This window comes from Acinetobacter sp. WA-87 (assembly GCF_039938935.1).
Classification (GTDB): domain Bacteria; phylum Pseudomonadota; class Gammaproteobacteria; order Pseudomonadales; family Moraxellaceae; genus Acinetobacter; species Acinetobacter seifertii.
This window is the reverse complement of the sequence record NZ_JBDUVF010000010.1, coordinates 1-21577: the sequence shown is the minus strand read 5'-3', so window position 1 is coordinate 21577 and position 21577 is coordinate 1. Positions and strand designations below refer to the sequence as shown.

General features: G+C 37.1%; 19 protein-coding genes and 1 pseudogene. 9 read left to right on the top strand and 11 right to left on the bottom strand.

From position 1 onward, the window contains the following. Positions 1-30 precede the first annotated feature (30 nt). The 3 genes from ABFY81_RS18485 to ABFY81_RS18475 form a co-directional block, all read right to left on the bottom strand. Positions 31-1086 (bottom strand): aromatic ring-hydroxylating dioxygenase subunit alpha, encoded by a 1056-nt coding sequence (locus tag ABFY81_RS18485; RefSeq protein WP_347914366.1) that lies wholly within the window; start codon positions 1084-1086, stop codon positions 31-33. A gap of 298 nt (positions 1087-1384) precedes the next feature. Next, the gene (locus ABFY81_RS18480) at positions 1385-2341 is read right to left on the bottom strand and encodes a TerC family protein (RefSeq protein ID WP_347914365.1); all 957 of its coding nucleotides are present in this window, start codon (positions 2339-2341) and stop codon (positions 1385-1387) included. A 317-nt stretch (positions 2342-2658) separates the two neighbouring features. Then, complete coding sequence (locus ABFY81_RS18475; protein WP_004706173.1) at positions 2659-3255, bottom strand: undecaprenyl-diphosphatase; 597 nt, start codon at positions 3253-3255, stop codon at positions 2659-2661. Positions 3256-3392: 137 nt separating this feature from the next. On the opposite strand from ABFY81_RS18475, the gene ABFY81_RS18470 reads away from it, so the two are divergent. Then, positions 3393-4643, top strand: coding sequence for a low temperature requirement protein A (locus ABFY81_RS18470; RefSeq protein WP_347914364.1), 1251 nt, complete (start codon positions 3393-3395; stop codon positions 4641-4643). Positions 4644-4712: 69 nt separating this feature from the next. On the opposite strand, the gene mpl is transcribed toward ABFY81_RS18470, so the two are convergent. Then, positions 4713-6086 carry a UDP-N-acetylmuramate:L-alanyl-gamma-D-glutamyl-meso-diaminopimelate ligase gene (gene mpl, locus ABFY81_RS18465; RefSeq protein WP_100191594.1) on the bottom strand — a complete coding sequence of 458 codons (1374 nt, stop codon included), beginning with the start codon at positions 6084-6086 and terminating at the stop codon, positions 4713-4715. 241 nt (positions 6087-6327) lie between these two features. Between mpl and ABFY81_RS18460 the strand changes: the two genes are divergently transcribed. The 4 genes from ABFY81_RS18460 (at position 6328) to ABFY81_RS18445 (ending at position 10494) form a co-directional block, all read left to right on the top strand. After that, positions 6328-6690 (top strand): DMT family protein, encoded by a 363-nt coding sequence (locus ABFY81_RS18460; RefSeq protein ID WP_004711246.1) that lies wholly within the window; start codon positions 6328-6330, stop codon positions 6688-6690. Between the two features lie 183 nt (positions 6691-6873). Continuing rightward, complete coding sequence (gene purE / locus ABFY81_RS18455; protein WP_000994663.1) at positions 6874-7386, top strand: 5-(carboxyamino)imidazole ribonucleotide mutase; 513 nt, start codon at positions 6874-6876, stop codon at positions 7384-7386. Between the two features lie 9 nt (positions 7387-7395). Continuing rightward, positions 7396-8517, top strand: coding sequence for a 5-(carboxyamino)imidazole ribonucleotide synthase (locus tag ABFY81_RS18450; RefSeq protein WP_032041595.1), 1122 nt, complete (start codon positions 7396-7398; stop codon positions 8515-8517). A 678-nt stretch (positions 8518-9195) separates the two neighbouring features. After that, on the top strand, positions 9196-10494 hold the full coding sequence (locus ABFY81_RS18445; protein ID WP_004706164.1) for a lytic murein transglycosylase: 1299 nt from the start codon (positions 9196-9198) through the stop codon (positions 10492-10494). A 63-nt stretch (positions 10495-10557) separates the two neighbouring features. Here the strand turns inward: ABFY81_RS18445 and ABFY81_RS18440 are convergent, their stop codons facing one another. From ABFY81_RS18440 to ABFY81_RS18415, 6 genes and pseudogenes are all read right to left on the bottom strand, one after another. Further along, complete coding sequence (locus tag ABFY81_RS18440; RefSeq protein ID WP_077164428.1) at positions 10558-10932, bottom strand: hypothetical protein; 375 nt, start codon at positions 10930-10932, stop codon at positions 10558-10560. A gap of 101 nt (positions 10933-11033) precedes the next feature. Then, a pseudogene (locus ABFY81_RS18435) lies at positions 11034-12046 on the bottom strand (M57 family metalloprotease). Between the two features lie 79 nt (positions 12047-12125). Beyond that, positions 12126-13043, bottom strand: coding sequence for a matrixin family metalloprotease (locus ABFY81_RS18430; protein ID WP_191105796.1), 918 nt, complete (start codon positions 13041-13043; stop codon positions 12126-12128). 336 nt (positions 13044-13379) lie between these two features. Beyond that, complete coding sequence (gene dnaK, locus ABFY81_RS18425; protein ID WP_347914363.1) at positions 13380-15320, bottom strand: molecular chaperone DnaK; 1941 nt, start codon at positions 15318-15320, stop codon at positions 13380-13382. Between the two features lie 152 nt (positions 15321-15472). Next, positions 15473-16027 carry a nucleotide exchange factor GrpE gene (gene grpE / locus ABFY81_RS18420; protein WP_039250138.1) on the bottom strand — a complete coding sequence of 185 codons (555 nt, stop codon included), beginning with the start codon at positions 16025-16027 and terminating at the stop codon, positions 15473-15475. A 163-nt stretch (positions 16028-16190) separates the two neighbouring features. Beyond that, on the bottom strand, positions 16191-17084 hold the full coding sequence (locus ABFY81_RS18415) for a LysR family transcriptional regulator (protein WP_019456663.1): 894 nt from the start codon (positions 17082-17084) through the stop codon (positions 16191-16193). 107 nt (positions 17085-17191) lie between these two features. Here ABFY81_RS18415 and ABFY81_RS18410 point away from each other — a divergent pair, with 107 nt between their 5' ends. Beyond that, positions 17192-18058 carry an MBL fold metallo-hydrolase gene (locus tag ABFY81_RS18410; RefSeq protein WP_347914362.1) on the top strand — a complete coding sequence of 289 codons (867 nt, stop codon included), beginning with the start codon at positions 17192-17194 and terminating at the stop codon, positions 18056-18058. Positions 18059-18448: 390 nt separating this feature from the next. Then, positions 18449-18679 (top strand): hypothetical protein, encoded by a 231-nt coding sequence (locus ABFY81_RS18405; protein WP_004706148.1) that lies wholly within the window; start codon positions 18449-18451, stop codon positions 18677-18679. A gap of 170 nt (positions 18680-18849) precedes the next feature. Here the strand turns inward: ABFY81_RS18405 and ABFY81_RS18400 are convergent, their stop codons facing one another. Continuing rightward, complete coding sequence (locus tag ABFY81_RS18400; protein ID WP_347914361.1) at positions 18850-19266, bottom strand: hypothetical protein; 417 nt, start codon at positions 19264-19266, stop codon at positions 18850-18852. 210 nt (positions 19267-19476) lie between these two features. On the opposite strand from ABFY81_RS18400, the gene ABFY81_RS18395 reads away from it, so the two are divergent. Both ABFY81_RS18395 and ABFY81_RS18390 read left to right on the top strand, forming a co-directional pair. Further along, entirely contained in the window at positions 19477-20547 is a 1071-nt protein-coding gene (locus tag ABFY81_RS18395; RefSeq protein WP_347914360.1) for an alpha/beta hydrolase, read from the top strand. 145 nt (positions 20548-20692) lie between these two features. After that, the gene (locus tag ABFY81_RS18390) at positions 20693-21250 is read left to right on the top strand and encodes a peptidylprolyl isomerase (RefSeq protein ID WP_004706142.1); all 558 of its coding nucleotides are present in this window, start codon (positions 20693-20695) and stop codon (positions 21248-21250) included. Positions 21251-21577 lie beyond the last annotated feature (327 nt).

The window sequence follows — 21577 nt, the reverse complement described above, 5'->3', positions numbered from 1 at the left end:
TCGATTGATTGTACCCCACTTAGCCAAGATTTAAACGGTATAACGTTTACTTAGTCCCCATTCTGCCAAAATCCGTCGATAAGTCGTTGATGAACGGTCTGCTTCAAAATGTGCCTCCATCATTAAATCAAGCGGAACGTCTTCCGGCTTTTGTGATTCGACCATGTCTTGGTCTTCAGCAAAAATTTGCGCATTAAATGCATATACTTTTTCTAAATCGCCAGTTTGGTCAAAGTTACGCGTGAGTGGAACAAATAAACGGGTTTTATTGCTTGAGATAGGACAGCAGGCATTTAAGATTTTTAAGACCCCACCTTCTGGGAAATCGACCGTAAGTACCGCTGAAAAAGGTGGATAGACATCAAAGGTGCGTTTCCATAAAAAGCCTTCTGGTTCGAGATGTTTTAACTCATGCGGATAGTTACTGACATTGCTAATATAGACCGTTTTTAAGCCATATTCTGTACGTTCAGTATGGTATTTAGGGACAACGGGATTATCGCGACTGGCAAAGGCGTTGTGATGCACCCATGCAAAATGAGCGACATCGATAAATCCTTCGAGTTGACGCCCGCTAGAACCGCCAATATCGACAAAAGGCGGTAAAATTGATTGATGCTCTGCATGGTCCCAAGTATCTAATGCAGGAATATTGGCTTTAGCAACATCACGACCATGAATACTGGTCCAAATCAAGCCATAACGTTCAACAACCGGAAATTTGGTCAGAGAAAAACGATCCGAAATTTTAGTTAACTCGGGTTGAGCTGGTATTTGGGTACATTTCCCTTTAGTGTTATAGCGTAGACCATGATAAGGACACACAATTTCTTCACCATCGACCCAACCTTTGGTTAAAGGAACGCCACGATGTGGGCAAATGTCTCGCACCAGATGAATTTCACCACTTTCTGTCTTATATAAAGCCATGTTGACGTCTAGTAATGTAACTCGTTGAGGTGCTGTGGAGACATCTTGAATACGCGCAACTGGATACCAGTGAGTAGATAAAATTTCCCAATCTTTTGCTTCAAAGCTGCTGTTACACGGCATTGCAAGTGGCGTTAAAGTTGGAATCGCATTCATGGCATCTCTCCTTAAAAAAAATCAGGGCTCTTTCGAGCCCCTAAAATCTAGGCTTTTTTCTTTTTAGGAGATGCAAAGAGCTTGCCAATATTGATTTTTAATAAAGAAATTAAGAGTAAAATTATTAAAATACATAATTTTATAGATTTTTATTTTTGAATTTTTGTTCTAAATTAGATTTGAAAATGAAAGTGTATTATGCGTTTTATACTTAAAATGCACTGCTTGATCGCAAGCAACACTCAATAAAAAAGCACTTTTAAAGTGCTTTTTTATGTAGATCCCTTGATAGGATGAATTAAAAATGCAATTGCTTTTTGTTGTGTCGTAAAGAGAGATAAGCCGTAATTGCTAACACGATTACGATAAAGCTTAACGAAATCCAGATTGGCATGTGGAATACATCAAGCAACAACATTTTTGCACCAATGAACAATAAGATGATGCCTAAACCATATGGCAAGTAATGCAGTTTAGACGCAGCGCCAGCAAGTAGGAAGAACATTGCGCGTAAACCTAAAATTGCCATTAAATTCGCCGTTAAAACAATAAATGGATCACTCGTTACCGCGAAAATAGCAGGAATAGAGTCTACCGCGAAAATCACATCTGAAGCTTCAACCAAAATCAATACTAAAAATAATGGCGTTGCCCACAATAAACCATTTTGACGTACAAAGAATTTGTCACCTTCAAGCTGCGGCGTAATACGCATGTGCTTACGTAACCATTTTAGAGCTTTGATATCTTCAATATTAGTTTCTTCTTCTTGGCCTTTTAAGAATTTGAAACCTGTATATACCAAGAACGCACCAAAGATATAAAGCACCCATGAAAACTCTTGAACGAACCATGCACCAATGAAGATAAACAGAGTACGCAGTACGATTGCGCCTAATACGCCGTAAAGCAAAATTTTACGTTGTAGTGCTGCTGGAATAGCAAATGCCGCAAAAATCATTAACCAGACGAAAACGTTGTCAATTGCGAGAGACTTTTCAAGTAAGTAACCTGCGAAGTATTCCATGGTTTTTTGGTTTGCTAAGGTCACCCCAACTGTTTGTTGGAGATAAAGCCATAAACCGCCACCAAATAACACCGCGACGCTTACCCACGCCACACTCCAGTAAGCAGCTTGCTTAATTGATACATCTTGACCTTGTTTTTGCTTAAAGCCTAAAAAGTCAATTAGGAGCATGACAATGACTATGCCAAAGAATGCTACGTACAGCCATAAATTGCCGATTGTTTCCATAAATCCTCCATACATCCGGCAATTGGGCATAAAAAAACCTCGACCAGTTGCCAGATGAATTAAACATCTGTATCAACATGATCAAGGTCTTGCCTACATCATGAATTTCACGATGCTCAGATACCGACTTTTTAATAAAAGTGTATTGACGATATCTGACACATAACATTGCTGTTATGTTTGGAGGAGGCTACTCCCCTTGTCAAACTAAATTCTGTATTGGATAAAACCTATCCAATTTCACATAGAATGGCAGATTTTTTTGTATTACGCAACTGAACTTAATGTCGTAGTGGGAATACCAAAATTTCTACGAATTACTTAATCAAACCGCGGTCTAAAAGCGGTTTGCATATAATTTGGTAAAGGTGAATAAAGAATGCGGTCAAACTTGTACCGTAAGCATTCCAGAAGTAATAACCTGCCGTATTGACCAGAAGCGCGACAATAAAAGCCCCCAGCATGTCTAAAGGGAAATGCACACCTAAATAAATACGTGACCACGCTACCACAAATGACAAAAATAACAGAATGATGCCAATCATTTTGCGCTGAGCAAACAAATAAGACAAGGCTATGGTGCTGAAAATCAGCATATGATTACTTGGAAAAGATGCGGTTGGCGCATGCTCAATAAACGTGGTGCCAACACCCATTACAAATGGTCTTGGATGATGATAAAACAGAGAAATAACATAACCCACTAAAAGTGATATACAGGTTAAAAAGACAGATTTAATGACCCTATTTTTTAAATCTTGATCGCCGTAGAACCATAAAAATGTAAGGATGAATAAAAGAATATACAGGAGATCATTAGCAAAAAAGATAGCAAGACGAATGATAAATTGACTCGCATCCTGAGCACCATTTATGACATGGAATAAGCTAAGGTTGAGTGTTTCTAAAGACATTCATATTCCAAACAAGAACAAAAAAACGTGGGCTATGATAAAGAATTAAGCGTGTTGTCTTGATAAAGAATTGTCACAAAAATGAAATATAGTTTGTTTGTGACTAAAGATTAATCAGCAGACCTAAATAATTTTTAATGCGTGATCTGGTGGTTAATATTAAAGTGTTAACGTGTTGGCACTTTATTCGAGAACGTTATTTTATGACTACTCAAGAAAAACAGAAAAAATTAAGTTTGAGGCCTTTATCTCCAAGAGATCCTAAACAGCCGCATAGAGCAGCAACTCCCCTCGAATTATTGTTCGATTTAATTTTTGTGGTTGCGATTGCAACAGCAGGTCAGCAGTTACACCACGCGATTATTGAAAATCATCTGTGGCATGCACTGCCAAGCTACCTAATGGTGTTTTTTGCGCTGTGGTGGGCATGGATGAATTTTTCATGGTTCGCTTCAGCTTACGATAATGATGATGCATTGTATCGGTGCCTTACCTTTGTACAAATTGTAGGTTCATTGGTCATGGCTGCAGGTATTCCTGATGTGTTCCGTAGTCAGGACTTCGACATCATTATTGTGGGCTATGTGATTATGCGCTTAGCTTTAGTTACCCAGTGGCTTCGCGCAGCAAAACATGATCCTGAACGGCGAGTTACGGCTTACCGCTATGCGATCGGTATAGTCTTAGTACAAATTGGCTGGCTTGTAGCTAACTTTGCTCATGTCCTTTCTATACCTTTATTTTTATGTCTAGCTGTGCTCGAGTTATTCGTTCCCATCTATGCAGAAAAACATTCGCCTACGCCGTGGCACCCTCATCATATTGTAGAGCGCTATGCTCTTCTCACCATTATTGTTTTGGGCGAATCAATTGTAGGTAGTTTTAATGCCATACGTGATGCGCTTGCGGCGCAATCTATCAATATTCCTGCCGTTTTCTTAATGATTGGTGGATTGATGCTCATGTTTGCAATGTGGTGGGCTTACTTTGATCGCAGTGAACAGCATCATCATTTTAAAGGTGTACGCCCATTTGTATGGGGTTATGGTCATTATTTTGTTTTTGTGAGTATTGCTGCGGTGGGTGCTGCGCTTGCCGCCGCCGTGGATGTCACGACCCATCATGCACATATTTCTGATTTATATATGGGTGTAATTGTCGCAGTGAGTGTGGTGCTTTATACCACTTGTATCTGGATGTTATACGAGTTTGAATGTTTAGCTGGAATTTCTAAATGGTTTTATCCTATTACTGCACTCATTATTTTATGTATTCCATTTATTTGTAATAACGTGGGATATAGCGTATTTGCGATGGGTATTGTCTATACGCTACGTTTATTCATCTCGAATAAATTTATAGAAGATATAGAGCCAAAGCAGGTTTAAAAACCATTAAACTAAAAAAACGGGTTTCAAACTGAAACCCGTTTTTTATTAAATCATCTAGAGATAAAGTTAAGCAGCTTTTGCTTTTAATGCGCTTATAAGTTTTTGATGTAAGCCACCAAAGCCACCATTAGACATAATCACAACAGCATCGCCCTCACCTGCTTCATTAACAATACGGTTAATAATTTCATCAAGTGAACGGCTGACTTGAGCACGGTTTGATGCAGCTTCAATTACAGGTTGTAAATCCCAGTCTAAACCTTCTGGCTGGTACCAGATAACGTCATCTGCTAAGCGTGCTGAATGCGCTAAGCCATCCTTATGGCTGCCCATACGCATGGTATTTGAACGCGGTTCAATAATAGCCCATAAACGGCGTTCACCTAAGCGTTTGCGTGCGCCATCTAAAGTGGTGTCAATTGCTGTTGGATGGTGAGCGAAGTCATCATAAACCTCAATACCATTCACGGTACCGAGTAACTCCATACGGCGTTTCACACCGCCAAAGTTAGATAAAGCTTCACAAGCTGTTTCAAGTGCAACGCCCACATGTTGAGCGGCTGCAATGGTTGCCAAAGCATTCGCTACGCTATGTTGCCCTGTCATGCTCCATTTCACTTCACCAACGGCATTGCCATTTTCGAGTACTTTAAAATGGCTGCCATCAATTGAAATTAATTCGGCAGATAAGGCTGCTTTCTCATTTGCTTCTAAACTTGTACGAATCACGGGTGTCCAGCAGCCCATTTCAAGTACTTCATCAATATGAGTTTCGGTAATTGGCGCAATAATACGGCCTTCACTTGGAATAGTACGAACCAGATGATGGAACTGTTTTTGAATCGCTGCTAGGTCATCAAAAATATCGGCATGGTCAAATTCAAGGTTATTTAAAATCGCCGTTTTTGGATGATAATGAACAAACTTAGAACGTTTATCAAAGAAAGCTGAGTCATATTCATCAGCTTCAACGCAGAAGTATTTGCCACCGCCTAAACGAGCACTTTCACTAAAACCAAGTGGCACACCACCAATTAAAAAGCCTGGGTTTAAACCAGCCTGATCAAGTACCCAAGCGAGCATGGTGGTAGTCGTGGTTTTTCCATGAGTACCCGCTACACCAAGCACATGTTTACCTTGTAAAACATGATCTGCAAGGAACTGTGGGCCTGAAATATATGGCAGGCCTTCATTGAGCATGTATTCCACGGCATCAATACCACGTTTCATGGCATTGCCGACAATAACCAAATCTGGATGAGGCTGTAAATGGCTACGGTCATAGCCTTGCATGAGTTCAATACCTGCGTTTTCTAACTGGGTAGACATTGGCGGGTAAACGTTTGAATCGGAACCTGTTACCTTATGTCCTAAATCACGAGCTAAAAGTGCTAAAGAGCCCATAAAAGTGCCACAAATACCCAAGATATGCAGATGCATTGCTCGCCTTCTCCACTGCTTTTGTACACAGTATAAATATGATTTACTGTGGTTTCATTATTGATAAATTTGCCAGCAACGATAGCAAGGCTCAACTGGAAAAGATAGTCAAAATTCGTTGTTGTTCTATGTGTTTGAGATGCCCATAAACGGACAGCTTTATTTTTTAGATTTAAGCTGAATTACAGTTTTATCTTTTATAATATTTTTGATCCATATTAATACTTATATCATCGTAATGATGAAGGATGTGCCTTTGAGCCCAACGGTTTTAGCTTTTGTGCTATTAATTATTTCGAACTGTTTTATGACACTTGCATGGTATGGGCATCTTAAGTTTTTGCACCATGCTCCATTCTGGCAAGCGATTTTATTCGGTTGGATTATTGCCCTACTGGAATATAGTTTTATGATTCCAGCCACTCGAATCTTGAGTGATCAAAACTGGACCTTGGGTGAAATGAAAATTACCCAAGAAGTGGTTACGCTTATTGTATTTGTGCCATTTATGGTGTTGCTGTTTAAGCAGCCGTTTAAATTAGACTATGTTTGGGCCATGTTATGCCTGTTTGGCTGCGTCTATTTTGTATTTAGAAGCCAGTAAAATTATTTGAAATCGGGTTTTCAGACAGATCGTTGTTAAATCCATCGGATTCATGCTTTTTCCTCATAAACTTGGGCTTTGGGGTGAGTGAAAAAACAGCTATAATATTGGCCTCATCTTTTTCTCTCATGCTTGGCTTGGTGCAAGTCGAGTTTTTACCATTTTTACGCTTTGGAAATGCCAATGAACGCGGTCGCAACAGATACCCAACCTTTAGTCGGAATTATCATGGGTTCCCAGTCCGATTGGGCAACGCTTGAACATACTGCCAATATGCTTAAACAGCTTGGTGTCCCATTTGAAGCGGAAGTGGTATCTGCTCACCGTACGCCAGACCGTTTATTTGAATATGCAGAAACTGCGCGTGATCGTGGTATTCAAGTGATTATTGCTGGTGCTGGTGGTGCTGCGCACTTACCAGGTATGTGTGCTGCAAAAACTGACTTACCTGTGTTGGGTGTACCAGTTAAATCATCAATTTTAAATGGTGTAGATTCATTACTTTCAATCGTACAAATGCCAGCAGGTATTGCAGTGGGTACTTTGGCAATTGGTCCAGCTGGTGCGACTAATGCTGCGATTATGGCTGCTCAAATCTTAGGTTTAACTCGTCCTGAAATCGCAAAAAATGTTGCTGATTTCCGTGCTGCACAAACTGATAAAGTTGCAAGCAACAACATTCCGGGACAAGTTTAAGAGGCTGAAATGGATAAAACTATCGGTATTTTTGGTGGTGGACAACTGGGCCGTATGATGGCCCAAGCAGCTTTACCATTAAATATTCAATGTACTTTTTTTGAAGCAAATACAGATTGTCCAGCAGGTGTTTTAGGTCAAGTTTTTTCTAGCCAAGATGAACAAGGTTTAAAGCAGTTTATTGAAAGTGCTGATGTTTTCAGTCTTGAATTTGAAAATACGCCCGTTGCGGACGTAGATGTTTTAACTCAAACCAAAACATTACACCCTCCTCGTATTGCTTTAGCAACTGCGCAAAATCGTTTATCAGAAAAAGCATTGTTTGATGAACTTGCGATTCCTGTTGCGCCGTATCGTGCTGTAGATAGCTTAGAAAGCTTGAAAAAAGCTGTTGCTGAACTTGGTTTGCCGATTGTTCTTAAGACAGCAACTGGTGGATACGACGGCAAAGGTCAGTTTGTACTTCGTTCAGAAGACCAAATTGATACTGCTTGGTCTGAACTTGGCCCTGCAAAAAGCTTAGTTGCTGAAAGTTTTGTTAAATTTTCTCGCGAAGTTTCAATTATTGCAGTACGCGGCCAAAATGGTGAAGTAAAAACTTGGCCATTGGCTGAAAACCACCATCACAACGGTATTTTGTCGCACTCAATCGTGCCTGCACCGAACAGTGAAGCTCTACAACCTGTTGCTCAAGATTACATTACGCGTTTATTGAATCATCTCAACTACGTTGGCGTGTTAACTTTAGAGCTATTTGTGACAGAACAAGGCTTATGCGCAAATGAGATGGCACCACGTGTGCATAACTCAGGCCACTGGTCAATTGAAGGCGCCGTATGTTCACAGTTTGAAAATCATGTTCGAGCTGTTGCAGGACTACCATTGGGTTCAACAGACGTTGTTCGCCCAACGGTTATGATCAATATTATTGGTCAGCATCCTAAAACTGAAGATGTTTTAGCACTACATGGCGCTCATCTGCACCTTTACAACAAATCAGAACGTGCTGGCCGTAAGTTGGGTCACATTACGTTAATGCCTGTGGATAGTAATGAATTGACGAATTTATGCCGTCAATTAGCGAAAATTTTGCCAGAACCACTCGCATTGACAGCTGATATGACTATTTAATTAAGTTAAAATTTCTAAAAAGCGATCTTAGGATCGCTTTTTTTGTCTTTTAAATTTAAAAAATCTAATCTTGTTCTGTTGTGGATAACTTTTATTAAGCTTTTTGAATTTAAATGAGGACTTTTATTTTGAATTTAAAAAATGAAACAAGGTGTTTTGGTGGTTTTGAATTTAAAATAAGTTATCCCCAGTACCTAAAGTTTGAATTTAAATCTAGTAGATCAGCTTATGTTTGTTTTGAATTTAAAAAGATGCATGTTATCTCAGTGGTGTTTTGAATTCAAAACTGCATCTAAGTTTTAAATTTAAAACATGTATTCATGAGTAGCTAAGGCCTTATAGTTCGTAAGGATGATGAAAAGTATAAAGAATATAGTGTGTAAGGTGGTTTAGGTGTGGGTTTTATAAGTTATCCACAGATGGATTGGGCTTATAGTTTTAAATTTAAAGAGGCATTTTGAATTTAAACTACAGGAGAGATTTTTGAATTTAAAAACCAATTAATCTTGTGTAAGAAGTTTTAAATTCAAAACTAGATGTAAAATTTGAATTTAAAACTTTGGAAATGAATTTAAAGAATTAATTATGAATTCAAATTTACGATTTCTCTCTGAAAATTTTGAGTCCATAATGGTATGGTAAAGACAAATTTAAATTTAAAAATTGAACTAGGATAATATGCGACGTTTTTCTTGTATTGTTGGGTCTATATTTTTGACAATGACTCAGGCTCAAGCAGAGCTGATAATTAATGGTTCTACTTCTACAATATCTAGTAATGCGACTGTTCCTGTAACGAATAGCAATACTTACACGCCTAATAATAATTTTCAGAGTTGTTTGGCAAATTTACGTTCGCAAGCGATTGCTGCTGGTGTTTCAGGTAGCACTTATGACCGCTATACACAAAATTTAACGCCGGACTACTCAGTAATTGATAAGTTAAATTATCAGCCAGAATTTTCGACACCGATTTGGGACTATTTATCTGGTCTTGTAGATGAAGAGCGTGTTGAGCTTGGTAAACAAAAATTAGCGCAATATCGAGATGTTTTAAATCGTGCATCTCAAACTTATGGCGTACCGCCAGAAACAATTGTGGCAGTGTGGGGCGTTGAAAGTAATTTTGGTGATATTTCTGGAAAATATCCTTTATTGCAAGCACTTGGAACTTTAAGTTGTGAAGGGCGCCGACAAAGTTATTTCCGTACAGAATTTTTTGCCACTATGCGTATTTTACAACGTGGTGATTTAACCGAAGATCAGCTTAAAGGCTCATGGGCAGGCGCATTCGGTCATACACAGTTTATGCCATCAACTTATGAACGCTTAGCTGTTGATTTTGATGGTGATGGTCGTCGTGATTTAGTCTCTAGTACAGCAGATGCATTGGCATCAACAGCTAATTTCTTGAATAAAGCTGGTTGGCAAACGGGTATGCCATGGGGCTTTGAAGTCAAAATCCCAGCAGGTATGTCAATTGATGGAGAAGGACGTCGCTCTAAAAAATCATTGAGTAGCTGGAATGCGCGTGGAGTAACCCGGATTGATGGTACACCTTTAATTCAAGGTGCGTTGTCTGATAATACGCCTGCTGGTTTAATGGCACCAGCAGGAGCAAATGGCCCAATCTTTTTAGTATTTAAAAATTTTGATGCTATTTATAGTTATAACGCAGCAGAAAGTTATGGACTTGCGATTGCACATTTATCTGATCGTTTAAAAGGTGGTAAACCATTCGTTGCTTCTTGGCCAACAGATGACCCTGGTACTTCACGAGCAGAACGTCGAGAAATTCAGCAGTTTTTGATTAATCGTGGTTATGATATTGGTGCTGTGGATGGTTTAATTGGTGATAAAACTCGCGTTGCTATCCGTCAGGAACAAACTCGTTTAGGTTTAAATCCAAATGGACGGGCAGGGCAACAGATTTTACGTGCATTTCGCCAAGAGCAAGCTCGAAAAATGATGCAGTAATAACGATACCAAATAAAAAGGTCTGCATATGCAGACCTTTTTATTTAGCAGTTAAACTATGAATTAATCTAGCTTTACAGCTTCCAAAATGTCCAAAATAACTGAAGTGACATCTTGGCTTAAATCACGATCATTAAAGATTTCATAAGCAGTAATAGTGACATCAGTGTCACTTGGCAACTGCTTTTGTTCTTCTTCGATTAAATGCTCGATAGGGAGTAAGGTTTGCTTAACTTCAAGATGTAAAATATCTTTATATTCAATATTTTCATCTTCAAGCTCAATTTCTTGCTCGTTAAAGTAAGGCAACAAAATAGAATGAAGGTACGGTTTAAGTTCAATAATATCAAATAGTTCGATATCTCGAGTTTGTTCAATCGTACTAATGTGGTCATTTACTTCAATCAGGATATGATAATAACTCATCTTGATCTCCATTCTATTTTAGTCAGCTCTTACAACCACAATAACATGACTTTGACATGAATTTCGATGTATCTACTTATAAAATAGATACATCATTGATGTTTCATATCTAATTATTGAGGTAAAGCGTTTAGTAGATCACGATCAGCGTCAGTTAAAACATTAGTTTTTTTATCACTGTCTTTGCGAACTGAGTACATTAAGGCACTAGGTTGATCGCTATGTTTCAAACCAAGCGCATGGCCTAACTCATGAGCAATCGTTAAACGTAAATCATCAATAGAGCTATATTCATAGATTGTGATTTGTTTACCGTTATAAATGCCTTTCTTAAATACATCAGCTTGTGCATTTTGCTTAAACTGATTTAAAGATTGATTGAACTTATCATTAATTTGGTTAAAGTGATTAACCTTTTTATTTAAGTCTGCAGCTTGTTGATTATAAGCAGCAATATCTTTCTTCAAAGAAACTGTTTGTTTCTGTAAATCTTTCTGAGTTTTACCAAGCGATTTTGCTGTGTATTCAGGTGCTAATTTACCTTGATTAAACTGCATCATTTGTTGATCAAAATTTTTCAACTTCTCATTTAAGATCTGTTTTTTGTTTTCAAGATCAGATTGAGTTTGACTTAAATTTTGCTTCAACTGTTTAATTTGCTGCTGTTCATCAATGATACGTTGTTGATCTTGTTTAAATTGAGCAGAAATTTTTTGACGCTCTGCTGAACGATTTTGGCTGTCGTCATATACAAGACGAATTTCTAACTTTGCATTTGGGTCATAAGTAAAGTAATTCTTACCTGTCCCTTCTTTCCAAATATCAGCAGCTTGCTGAGTAATCTCAAGCAATTGATCTTGACTTAAACCAAAACGAGGATCAACTTCAGCAATTCTATATGTTAAATGTTGAGCATTTTTTTGCTGAACTTGAGTATTTGCAGAAGTAGCCAAGTGAGCATTGGCCTGAAAATTAGAAAAAGCAAAGGCTACGCCTAGTAACAAAGATGTTAAACGCATAATTGATGGGGGAGATTTAAAAAAAAACGTATTATAAGAATATAAAGTGAAAAATCAATCAAAAAATGTACAATTTGAATAAATAAATGAGACTTTAGTCTCGTTATTTTTTACCCTTTGAAAAAATCATTTATTAGTAAAATTTGATTAATTTATATTTAATTTAGTTTATTTAACTGGTTAGCTTTAATAGTTTTCACTATTTGATTTATAAAAGGAGCCTAATAAATTTAGATCGGAATCTGTTAATTTGAAGTTGTGAATATCTTGCTCTTTTAAACGAGGATACATTAGAGACTTTGGGTCGGTTGTATGTTTTAGACCTAATGCATGTCCAAATTCATGAGCAAGGGTTAGGCGTAAATCATCGAATGAACTAAAACCATAAATCTGAATTTGATTATGACTGAATAAACCCTTATGAAAAGTTTCTGGACCAACAGTCGTGGCTAAATTAATTTGTTTAATAGCTTCATTAAGCAGGCTTTGCTGTTGATTTATTTGCTTAATTTGAGAATTAAGACTTTCTATCTTATTGCTATGTTGAATAAATTTAGCTTTTAATTCTAATGATTGTTGATTTAACTGAGTTTGACGTTTGATTAAATCAACTTGATTGAATTTTCCCAAATTTCCTTGATTATAAAGAGTTATATCTTGCTGATAATGTTCAAATTTATTATTAAGCTGAAGTTTTTCCTCATTCAAAAGTACAGTTTCCTGATCTATTTGTTGTTTTAACAAATGAATAGCTTCATTTTTCTTATGCCATTCTTTCTGTTGTTCTAATAAATTGTTTATATTATTTTTCTTTTCGTTCTGAACAGCTTGATAATCATCAAATACTAAGTTAATTGTAAGCTCTGCTTGAGCATCATAAATAAAATAAGTTTTTCCTGTTTCTTTCTGCCAGATTTCAGCAGCTTCTTGACCAATTTGCATAAATTGTTCTTTAGTAAGATGAAAGCGTGGATCTATGAAATCAATCTTATATTTTAAAGGCTGATTAAAAGTAACACTTGATAAGTTGCTTTGAGCAAAAACAACTGTGTGTAAGCTCATACTTAAGTAAAAGCTCATTCCCCACCATAGAAATTTTTTCATGGCAAAATAAAAATATAAATATTAATAAATTCTTATTGTTAGTGAGTAATTTAGATTCGTCAAAGTGATAAAGGAGACCAAAGAAGGTGATCATTTTGTGATCTTGCTAAAGAAATGGAATAAATAAAACTATTTATTTGGCATTAATTTTAAAATTAATGGATTTAATAACAGTGGTTTTATTTTTTGAAAAATACAATAAATAATAAACAGTTAGTTTTTATAAGTGACTATTTTGACAATAAATTATTTCAAAAAATATATAAATTGTAATTGTTGTTTTTTTGTAAATAATAAAAGACCGCGCTTTCGCGCGGTCTTTTTTAAAGAGACAAATTATTTTTTGTCATCTTTTACTTCTGTAAATTCAGCATCTACAACACCATCATCAGTTTTTTGTTGACCAGCTTCACCGCCTTGGAATGCATTTGGATCAAAGCCTTCAGCACCACCAGCTTGTTGCGCTTGTTCATAAGCACGTTGAGTGATAGGCATCAAAATGTTTTGTAAAGCTTCAGTTTTTGCTTTGATCGCTTCAACATCATTTTCTTTAGTTGCTGCTTCAAGTTCAGAAACCGCTGTGCTTACCGCTGTTTTTTCATCTTCAGTCACTTTGTCACCAAGATCTTTAACAGCTTTATTCGAGCTTGAAATTAATGCATCAGCTTCGTTACGAGCTTTTGCAAGTTCTTCAAACTTACGGTCTTCTTCAGCATTCGCTTCAGCATCTCTAATCATCGCTTCGATTTCAGCATCAGATAAACCTGAGTTTGCTTTAATCTGAATCGATTGCTCTTTACCAGTGCTCTTATCTTTCGCAGATACTTTCAAGATACCGTCAGCGTTGATGTCAAATGATACTTCAATTTGCGGCACACCACGTGGAGCAGGTGGGATATCGCCTAATTGGAAGTTACCCAACAATTTGTTTTGTTGAGCCATTTTACGTTCACCTTGGTAAACCGAAATATCTACAGCTGGTTGGTTATCAGCAGCAGTAGAGAACACTTGTGATTTCTTCGCAGGAATCGTCGTGTTTTTCTCAATGATTGGTGTTAATACACCGCCCATTGTTTCAATACCTAAAGTTAATGGTGTTACGTCAAGAAGCAATACGTCATTCTTGTCACCAGACAATACAGCACCTTGAATTGCAGCACCGATTGCAACTGCTTCGTCAGGGTTCACGTCTTTACGTGGCTCTTTACCGAAGAATTCTTGTACTTTTTGTTGTACAAGTGGCATACGAGACTGACCACCAACCAAGATTACGTCAGAGATGTCAGAAGTCGAAAGACCAGCATCTTTAAGAGCAATACGGCAAGGTTCAATTGTACGAGCAACTAAATCTGCAACTAAACCTTCAAGTTTTGCACGAGTTACGTTGATCACTAAGTGTTTAGGACCAGTCGCATCAGCTGTGATGTATGGAAGGTTGATTTCAGTTGCATTAGATGAAGAAAGCTCGATTTTTGCTTTTTCAGCAGCTTCTTTCAAACGTTGTAACGCAAGTGGATCATTTTTCAAGTTCACACTTTGTTCTTTCTTGAATTCTTCAACTAAGTATTCAATTAACGCGTTATCAAAGTCTTCACCACCAAGGAAAGTATCACCGTTAGTTGATAACACTTCGATTTGTTGGTCGCCATCAAGGTCTGCGATTTCAATGATAGATACGTCAAAAGTACCACCACCTAAGTCGTAAACAGCAACTTTACGGTCGCCTTCTTTTTTGTCCATACCGAACGCAAGAGCCGCAGCAGTTGGTTCGTTAATGATACGTTTAACATCTAAACCAGCAATTTTACCTGCATCTTTAGTTGCTTGACGTTGAGCATCGTTAAAGTAAGCAGGAACAGTAATAACTGCTTCTGTAACTGTTTCACCTAAATAATCTTCTGCAGTTTTCTTCATCTTTTTCAAGATTTCAGCAGAGATTTGTTGAGGTGCTAATTTTTTATCGTTTACTTCAACCCAAGCATCACCATTATCTGCTTTGATGATTTTATACGGTACAAGACCAATGTCTTTTTGTACTGCTTGATCTTCATAACGACGACCAATTAAACGCTTGATCGCGAATAATGTATTTTTAGGGTTTGTTACTGCCTGACGCTTAGCGCTTTGACCAACTAAGATCTCCCCATCTTTATAAGCAATGATCGATGGAGTTGTACGTGCGCCTTCAGCGTTTTCGATTACTTTTACTTTATCGCCTTCAAGTACAGCAACACATGAGTTGGTAGTACCTAAGTCAATACCAATAATTTTTGCCATTTGGTGTGTTCCTCTAAAATTCTGTTGCAATGTTTTGCTTGTTATTCGATATGAGAGTCAATCTGTTTTTTTCAAGCATTTTTATGAAAAAAAATCAAAAAACTCTCAAATTCTTGTGCTTTTAGCAAAGCGATGCTTCGCTTTTGTTCGTTTTATTGACCAACCATAACCATAGCAGGGCGCAACAAACGACCATTTAAGGTATAGCCTTTTTGTAAAACGGTGCCGATTTCATTGGCTTTGGCATTTGGATCAATACCAACAGCTTGATGTAAATCTGCGTTGAAACCATTTTGAGTATCAGCTTCTACAACGCCAAATTTCTCAAGAGTTGTTAACAGTGACTTCAAGGTTAGCTTAATACCTTCAAGTACTGGTGTTTCTTCACCACCAGCAGCCTGAATTGCACGTTCTAAATTGTCGACAGAGTCCAACAATTCTTTTGCAAATTTTTCAAGCACAGTTTCTTTATGCTTCTCAGACTCACGTTGAATACGCTCTACACTTTTTTGTGCTTCATAAACTGCATTTGCTGTACGAGCTTTTTCCAGCTTAAGATTTTCTTCTAGTTTAGTGATTTGCGCTTGTAAAGATTCAACGGTAACGTCGTTTGCTTGCTCTACACCTTCAGCTTGAGTTTGCTCGTTAGATTGCTCAGCTTGCTCATTTTGAATGTCTTGAGCTTGCTCATTTTGCTCATTAGCCATTGATGATCTCCGTTTAAATGGGTTTTTAAACATGTACAGTCCTTTTTGGCATCAGTATTTACTGTGTAAAACCTGAACTGCCATGCATATGCTGTAATTCATTAATAGGGATGAAGTATGGGCATTGCCTAAAAATTCAAGCGTACACGGCAATTTAAAGCTTTTAATTTTGCGGTTTTAAGTAAAAATCTAAATTTTCGATCATAAAAGCAATAAATTCTTGAGTAATTCGAGGTAAATGTTGTCTAGAGGCATACACGATCGACAAGCTTAGCTCAGGAGCCATAAAATTTTTAAATAAAGCGGTTAGGCGTTTTTCTTTTAAATCTTTTTCAACTAATAATGACGGTAACATTGCGACTCCCTGTGCATGTAAACACATATCGTAAAGCGCATTTACATCATTACTTTTAAAAGTCACATTCAAAGGATAGTTCTGAGGTTGTTGTTCATTATCAAACAGTGTCCAGTATTGGTGCTGACTATGATGAGCAATACATTCATGCTGAATAAGTTGACGAGGATGGAGCAGGGGACTGTGCTGTTTTAAATAATCTGGATGAGCACAGAAAACGGACTCGATCTGACAAACTGGTCGTGCAATTAAACCATCGGCTACCTTTTGGGTAATACGTAACGCTAAGTCCACTTGTGCATCTATAAGATCCATAGTGTTTTCAGTCAAATAAACATCGAAATTAATATGCGGATGCTGACGTTTAAATTGGCGAATACATTCTGCTACTCCAAGTTCAAACAAAAATAAACCGCATGTAAAACGGATTGTACCGTTATGTTGCTCAGGCGCTGCGAGCTCTTGTAAAAGTTGTTGTTGTTGTAAAATATTTTCACAGTAGAGAAGAGCTTTCTCACCTGCGGGAGTGAGGGATATTTTTCGGGTATTTCTCTGAAAAAGTCGAGTTGAGAATGTATGTTCAAGGTGCTCAAGATAACGTGAAACCATGGCGCGAGAATAATTAAGATGTTCTGCGGCTTTGGTCAAATTGCCATGTTGTGCAATAGAAACAAAGACCTGAATCGCTTTTAAAGTATCCATATGTCTAGCTATTATTACAATATATGCAACAGTTTATCTTAAATTAGTGCATTTATCTTACATAAATTGCAATTTAAAGTGTTCTTCATGAAACAGGAGAATACCTAATGAAACTATTTAAATTAACCGCTTCTGCGCTTACTACTGCAACGGCATTAACTATCGCTCAGTCAGCTTTTGCTCAAGACCTAAAAATCCAGAGTTTTCTGGCTAAACCCGAACATTTTGGCGTGACGTCTACTTTAATTGAAGGCGATAAAGAAGTTCTATTGGTTAATGCGCAATTCTCAAAATCTGAAGCATTGCGCATTGCCGCAAATATTCTAGATAGCGGTAAAACGTTAAAAACAATTTTTGTAAGCTATGGTGACCCAGACTATTACTTTGGTTTAGATGTATTTAAACAGTATTTTCCGAATGTACAGATTACTGCCACTCCAGAAACAGTAAAGCATATTCAAGATACTCAAGCGCTTAAAGTTAAATATTGGGGACCACAAATGGGTGCAAATGCACCTAGCCAAATTATTGTGCCTCAAGCTTATACAGCTAAAACTTTAAAACTTGAAAATGAATCAATCGAAATTAAAGGTAAAAAAGAACTTACCTATTTATGGGTACCGTCTGCAAAAGCAGTAGTAGGGGGAATCCCTGTGTCTTCAGGCATTCATTTATGGATGGCCGATACTCCTAAAACTAAAGATCGTGCGGAAGTTATTCAATCTTTAGAAAGTATCAAAGCTCTTCAGCCTAAAATTGTTGTGCCTGCACATATGGTTGAGGGAGCTCCCCAAGGTCTCGATGCGGTTAATTTCTCGATTAACTATTTAAATAGTTATGAAAAGGCAGCTAAAGCAACTAAAAACTCTGCTGAATTGAGCAAAGTTATGCAAAAGCAATATCCAACTCTTCAAAGTGTTGATAGCTTAGAGTTAGGGGCTAAAGTTGTAAAAGGTGAAATGCAGTGGCCATAATTTAACGTTTAAGCCATATTCACTTTCAAAAAGTCGCGATCATTCGCGGCTTTTTTATGATTAAACCACTTTTAAGGGTAAAAAAGCTCTGTAACAGTCTACGTACCTTATATAGCGTTTCTATAAATGGAAAAATTTTAAATATAAGGATTCAGCAGAATAAAATGAAAAAATTGATAAAATTAAACAAACGTTTATCTATGGTTTAATTTATAAAATAGATTGGTCAGATTAAAAAATTGATTTTAATAAAAAATTGCAGAATTTGTACTTCTATTACTAGAAAAGACAACCAATGATACGCACGCCAGAAAAAAAAATTGTGAATTATAGGCAGCGCGAAGATGAACTTTGCATTTAAACGTTTGTCGTAATGAAAGGAAAGTGATTATGAAAAAATTAGGTCTTATCTCTGTAGTGCTTGCTGGTGTCGCTTTTACAGCTGTTGGTTGTGCATCTGAAGCCGGTTTAAACGCATCAGGTTCTGCTCAAACAAGTGCTAGCCCATCTGGGGTACAAGCAGGTGCTGGTATTGATGCAGGTGTTTCTGGTCAAGCACAACCAGGTCAAGTAGATGCTGGTGCTTCTGGTTCAGTTTCAGGTTCTGCAACTGCTCAGTAATTTGCTGCTAAAAATAAGAGATATGAGTTTATAGAATATATATGTTCAAGATGCCAATACATATATAAAATGAGCTGCTACTCATTTTTCTATAGATTTGAGAGAATTTATATTCCTCAAAAAAGCCCCAAAAGACTTATTTCTTTGGGGCTTTTTATATAAAAGTAAACTTAGTTATCATGACGATAATCTCGGCGGTCATGATCTCGATCTTCTACCCGTTTTTTATCCCTTTCATTGTGATTTTTGTCCTGTTCACGAGCATCTTTAGGATGTTGGGAGTATCTTTGGCGCTCTTCCCAACGTTTTCGCTCCCAATCACTATAATGACGTCCATTGTGATCGTAATGACGATCTTTTTCTTGTTCACGAATATCTTTACGTTGTTGTTCATATACTCGTTGACGCTCTTCCCAACGCTTCCGTTCCCAATCATTATATCGACGTTGATCATCACGATCATAGCGGCGATCATGGTCATGGTAAACGTATCCGCCACCACGATAATAAGGATCATCTGGATAAGCAACACAGCCTACAGTTAAAAGACTGGTTGCTAACATAGTAACAACTAGTTTTGCTGACATAGCGGTACCTCTTTTTGTCTGTTAACAATAATTGGCAAAAAAGTCCTGTTTTAATCGACAGATTTGTTAATGACATTTGCTATAAATCAGATTAGCGTAGATTGGTTTTTACCTTTGTATCTTGATTGCATGAGTTGTATGCGAATATAGTCAAACAACAAAGAATTCTGTAGAAAATATGAAGGATAAGAGGGATTCAAGGAGACAGGCATGACAGCATTTAATCAAAAAATTCAAACATTGCTAGATAAAGGGCAAGGCCCTGCCGCTCGAGCACTCGATAGGTTGCCTCGACTAGCCCAAGAGTTTCTTGCGAAAATTTTAGGATATTCTTATCAGTATCCAGATCTTGATTCATTTACTAAATGCATGATGGCTGTGCAAATTAAACAGGGGAAAGAGGGCTTTATTGGCTCTGACCCCATTCAATCAAGAAGAATGTTTGATGCACAAATGCAGGCTATACGCCAAAAACCAACTTATATTGATTCAGTAGAGGATATTCGCCTACCACTACAAAGCGGGACAATCTTTGCCAGACATTATCATCCTGCTCCTAACAAGAAATTGCCATTAATCGTGTTTTATCACGGAGGTGGTTTTGTCGTAGGTGGTTTAGATACCCATGATGAGGTTTGTCGTTTATTAGCTAAATATGCAAAAGTACAGGTACTCAGTATCGACTATCCTCTTGCTCCGGAAGTTTCACCACAACATTTAATTCAGTCATGTGAAGATGCATTAGCATGGGTTTATCAAAACCGCAGACAATTAAAAATTTTAAAAAATAGAATAGCGGTCGCAGGGGACAGTGCAGGTGGAAATATTAGTACTGTTGTTGCGCAAAGATCAGTAAATAAAGCTTATGCTCCGCAAGCACAATTACTTATTTATCCAACAGTGGATTTCAAAAGCAGACATCCTTCTTTTTATGCTTATAACGAAGGGTTGGTTTTAACAAATACCGATATTGATTACGTCACACAATATTATGCAACTCAGCATAATGTAGAACTTGATGATCCAATTATTTCACCTACCTATGGCAACCTAAAGAAAAATCCACCAGCTTTTGTGATTACAGCCGGACATGATGTCTTACATGACGAAGCAAGAATATATAGTCATAAGTTAAGACAAAATGGCGTAAAAATGTATTACGAAGAATTTCCGGAACAGACACATGGTTTTATTAATCTGACACCAATTTCTAGAAAAGCGAAACGCCATACTATCGAAATTAGTAAAAACTTTAGAAAATTCTGGGATAAAAATAGTTAAACAAACACAGTAATCCATGTTTCACGTGGAACATGGATTACTTAGAAAATAGAATTAAAATTCTTAATAAATACTCACTAGAATTCTTTGCTGTAGACGATTAGATTTAATGATTATCTTTTTATAAATTTTATTGTAGGAAAATATGAAAAAGCTATTGATGTTGTTTTGTCTAGGTCTAAGTAGTCACTCAGTATGGGCTAATAGCTTAGTTGAGATGCAAACAAATTTAGGCAACATCGAAATAGAGTTATATGACGACAAAGCACCGATTAGTGTGAATAACTTTAAAAGCTATATAAAGTCTGGTTTTTATAAAGAGACAATCTTTCATCGTGTGATTCCAGGTTTCATGGCACAAGGTGGTGGCATGACTGCAAATATGCAGGAAAAGACAACACGAGCGCCTATTAAGAATGAAGCAGGAAATGGTATTGCAAATACGCGTGGTACTTTAGCCATGGCTCGTACATCAGATCCAGATTCAGCTACTAGTCAGTTTTTTATAAATGTTGCAGATAATAAATTTCTTAACCGTTCACCAGGAAATCCAGGATACGCCGTTTTTGGTAAAGTGGTAAAAGGAATGGATGTGGTTGACCGTATTGTTCAGGTTCCTACATCAAACTATGGCATGCATCAAAACGTGCCAAAACAGCCTATAAAGATTGTAGATATAAAGATCAAAACATCGAAAAAATAAATTAATGATATAAATCAAATATTTAATAATTTTATAAGCTTTATTTGAGTGAAAAAGAACCGGTCGAACACGGATATTTATAAAAGTGCTTGCGTACCGGTTTTTTTTCCCTATAATGCACTCATCCCGACGCGATACATGAGAATATCTTAGCTTACAGGGTTAAGATAAAAGCTTAGTATTGTGTCGAATCTGTCTCTGACGAAGAGCAGAAAAATCATTAAGAGAATTGAAGAACAACTTGTGTGGATTTTTACTGATTGATTAATCGAAATAATTTTCATTGATTGATTGGTTTAAATTACTCGAAGTTTATTTGAGCGAAAT

Excerpts from the sequence above, each read along its gene's own strand:
- mpl (WP_100191594.1), bottom strand. The coding sequence starts at position 6,086 with ATGCATCTGCATATCTTGGGTATTTGTGGCACTTTTATGGGCTCTTTA.
- purE (WP_000994663.1), top strand. The coding sequence starts at position 6,874 with ATGAACGCGGTCGCAACAGATACCCAACCTTTAGTCGGAATTATCATG.
- ABFY81_RS18430 (WP_191105796.1), bottom strand. The coding sequence starts at position 13,043 with ATGAAAAAATTTCTATGGTGGGGAATGAGCTTTTACTTAAGTATGAGC.
- ABFY81_RS18405 (WP_004706148.1), top strand. The coding sequence starts at position 18,449 with ATGAAAAAATTAGGTCTTATCTCTGTAGTGCTTGCTGGTGTCGCTTTT.
- ABFY81_RS18470 (WP_347914364.1), top strand. The coding sequence starts at position 3,393 with ATGCGTGATCTGGTGGTTAATATTAAAGTGTTAACGTGTTGGCACTTT.
- ABFY81_RS18410 (WP_347914362.1), top strand. The coding sequence starts at position 17,192 with ATGAAACTATTTAAATTAACCGCTTCTGCGCTTACTACTGCAACGGCA.
- ABFY81_RS18475 (WP_004706173.1), bottom strand. The coding sequence starts at position 3,255 with ATGTCTTTAGAAACACTCAACCTTAGCTTATTCCATGTCATAAATGGT.
- ABFY81_RS18440 (WP_077164428.1), bottom strand. The coding sequence starts at position 10,932 with ATGGAGATCAAGATGAGTTATTATCATATCCTGATTGAAGTAAATGAC.
- ABFY81_RS18460 (WP_004711246.1), top strand. The coding sequence starts at position 6,328 with ATGAAGGATGTGCCTTTGAGCCCAACGGTTTTAGCTTTTGTGCTATTA.
- ABFY81_RS18445 (WP_004706164.1), top strand. The coding sequence starts at position 9,196 with ATGCGACGTTTTTCTTGTATTGTTGGGTCTATATTTTTGACAATGACT.
- ABFY81_RS18450 (WP_032041595.1), top strand. The coding sequence starts at position 7,396 with ATGGATAAAACTATCGGTATTTTTGGTGGTGGACAACTGGGCCGTATG.
- ABFY81_RS18395 (WP_347914360.1), top strand. The coding sequence starts at position 19,477 with ATGACAGCATTTAATCAAAAAATTCAAACATTGCTAGATAAAGGGCAA.
- ABFY81_RS18415 (WP_019456663.1), bottom strand. The coding sequence starts at position 17,084 with ATGGATACTTTAAAAGCGATTCAGGTCTTTGTTTCTATTGCACAACAT.
- ABFY81_RS18400 (WP_347914361.1), bottom strand. The coding sequence starts at position 19,266 with ATGTCAGCAAAACTAGTTGTTACTATGTTAGCAACCAGTCTTTTAACT.
- dnaK (WP_347914363.1), bottom strand. The coding sequence starts at position 15,320 with ATGGCAAAAATTATTGGTATTGACTTAGGTACTACCAACTCATGTGTT.
- ABFY81_RS18485 (WP_347914366.1), bottom strand. The coding sequence starts at position 1,086 with ATGAATGCGATTCCAACTTTAACGCCACTTGCAATGCCGTGTAACAGC.
- ABFY81_RS18390 (WP_004706142.1), top strand. The coding sequence starts at position 20,693 with ATGAAAAAGCTATTGATGTTGTTTTGTCTAGGTCTAAGTAGTCACTCA.
- grpE (WP_039250138.1), bottom strand. The coding sequence starts at position 16,027 with ATGGCTAATGAGCAAAATGAGCAAGCTCAAGACATTCAAAATGAGCAA.
- ABFY81_RS18480 (WP_347914365.1), bottom strand. The coding sequence starts at position 2,341 with ATGGAAACAATCGGCAATTTATGGCTGTACGTAGCATTCTTTGGCATA.